Annotated in this window: 1 protein-coding gene; it reads left to right on the forward strand. The window is 31.9% G+C overall.

The features are described 5' to 3' along the window. The first annotated feature begins 956 nt into the window (after nt 1-956). Entirely contained in the window at nt 957-2,090 is a 1,134-nt protein-coding gene (locus tag ENL20_00780; protein HHE37095.1) for a hypothetical protein, read from the forward strand. Nucleotides 2,091-2,576 lie beyond the last annotated feature (486 nt).

Here is a 2,576-nt window from a genome sequence, read left to right on the forward strand (position 1 = left end):
GGTCAGGGAAACTGGGATAATAATAATGGTCAGGATTGGCATGTAACTGTTTCAGGATGTTCCGAACCGGTTTTTTTTGTGATGGACGGAGAAATCGATGAGAACACAACCTTGCTCGGTGAAAATGAAGATTTATTTCTTTACGCGGGTTGGAACGGAAGCGAATTATATGTATCTGCACCAACTGCTCAAAGTTTGGGAGAAGATGTTTTTATTTTTATTTCGGAAAATCCGACAACAATGGATGCTGCACCCTGGGGAAAATCCGGAATGGTTGGAAACTGGGATGCTTACCTGGCTAACGAAAGTACTAATGATTGGAGCGGTTGGTTCGATCATAACAACGGGATAGAAAATACTACCGGAACTGTTCTGGAGGGAACGATCGATGTGGAAGGAGAATGGGGATTAATTCCCGATGAACTTTACATCGCTCTTGGAACTTACGGAACTAACGACGAAGATGACCTTCTCGCACAACTACCTATTGGAAATGCTGATGTAAATATCGATCTCGATGAATTCTATTGCGTGATCATAAATTCAAATTTCGAGAGACCGGAAAATATTTCCATAATAATTATTGAAGATGAAATTATTATTAGTTGGGATGAAGTTACGGAGGCAACTTCTTACAAAGTATATGCTTCTACAAATCCCTACGATATAAATGAAGATGTAACATCTTCCGGAGTATTTTCCCAGACAGATAACAGAATCGAATGGACAACGGACTTGATCGATGATACGAAATATTATAAAGTGACTGCGGTTAGAGAATAATTCTGTTTGGACTCGACTTGATGCGCAGTTCGAGTTGAGAACAAACAAGAGTTGTAAAGCCGATTTGAAAAAAGACAGGATAACAGGATTTACCGGATAAAAATTCAACTTAACTTCATCTAGATAGTGATGATTAAGTTCCTTCAGCGTAATATAATTATTTTGGAGAAGTGATGAAAAGAAAAAAAGAAATCATATTAATCAAATTACTATTTATTTCATTAATATTAGTTATTTTAATAAGCTGCAGCAAGTCAACCTCATCAAGTAATCATAAAACAATTATGCCTTTATCTGTTGGAAATGCTTGGAATTATGAATGCGAAAATTATAGTATTGTAACATCAAAAGATGAAACAACATTTGAGAAAGAAACTACTTATGAATATTGGGAAATCATTAACACGAGAATTATTGAATATGAACAAGAATATATCGAAGTGTATTGTAATCAAATTCTAAAGAATTATGGATTATCAGAGACAACATTACTTGGAATGAATGAAGATGGTTTAGTAGAATATGGTACTTTAGATGAGAATAATGAAATAAATCTTAACCATAAACTTTTGATTCAATACCCTATCAGCATTGGAGACATTTGGGAGGAAAAAGAGAATGGAAATCAGGAACAATCTTATTATGCAACCGGAGAAGTGATCGGTAACAATGATGAATATCCAAACGGTGAGATTCATCGTTATAACAGAATTGACCAATATTGGACAGAAGATTTTTTCCTCAGTGATCCTGGAAATCTTTATTTTGATGAAGATCATTTTATGCTTGATGATGACAACTCTCAACACTTCTATGAAGATATCGGAAAATATGATAAATATCTTTTTGGTTGGTATGATTGGCATAATATTTATGCTACAATGAATAATAGTCCTGATGAAGCAAATACAAATCCGATATGGAATTTTGATAACGGAAATTGGATTGGAAATGACCCTATTAATGTTAGTTCAGAATATTACATTAATAACCAATCTGAATACGATGCTCATAATGGAAAATACAGTATATTCCGAGCAGAATATATTACATTGATGAACAATGCTTATCAATGTATAACCAATAATGAAGAAATAACAACACCAGCAGGAACTTTTATTTGTTATGTATTTGAAATTGTTGATGATAATTCATCTGATGAAATTTATACACGATATTATTATTCTCCTGGTGTTGGTCTAATTGGGGAAAAACAAAGTTCAGGGAAGAATTATAAAGGATATGAAATACCGATTGAAAATCGAACTATTTGGAAGAAAAAGTTAATTTCATTTATATTGAATTGAATCAAACTTAATTCTTCGAACCTTATTGTAATTAATGAAAAAAAATGGTTCTTCACGAATTTTTATGGAATCTTAAAACTCTGAAAGAGTTGAATAAAAAAGGGGTGATTTCTTTATGAGCCATTTAAATTCAATCCTTTCAGGATTATTTTATTCACGATCTAATCTCCAGAGATTCCATCTCTGGTTATTAAAATTTAATCCTTTCAGGATTGGAAAGGATTTTATCGTGTTACAATAGGATAAACTTTTTAAAAAAAATATAATCTGATAATTTACATAATAATTCGTGAATAGCTAAAAAATTAATACTAATTCAGAACAAGAATGGAGAATGATGTATATCCAATAAAAAAAATATGGAGGTTTATATGCGAAAGAAATTTATGATCATAGGATTATTACCAATTTTAATAATTCTATTTGTTCGTTGCAGTGATACAACCGGAACAAATGAAGATAATTTTTCTATCAAAATAATTGTTA

This window comes from Candidatus Cloacimonadota bacterium (assembly GCA_011372345.1).
GTDB lineage: Bacteria > Cloacimonadota > Cloacimonadia > Cloacimonadales > TCS61 > DRTC01.

Excerpts from the sequence above, each read along its gene's own strand:
- ENL20_00780 (HHE37095.1), top strand. The coding sequence starts at position 957 with ATGAAAAGAAAAAAAGAAATCATATTAATCAAATTACTATTTATTTCA.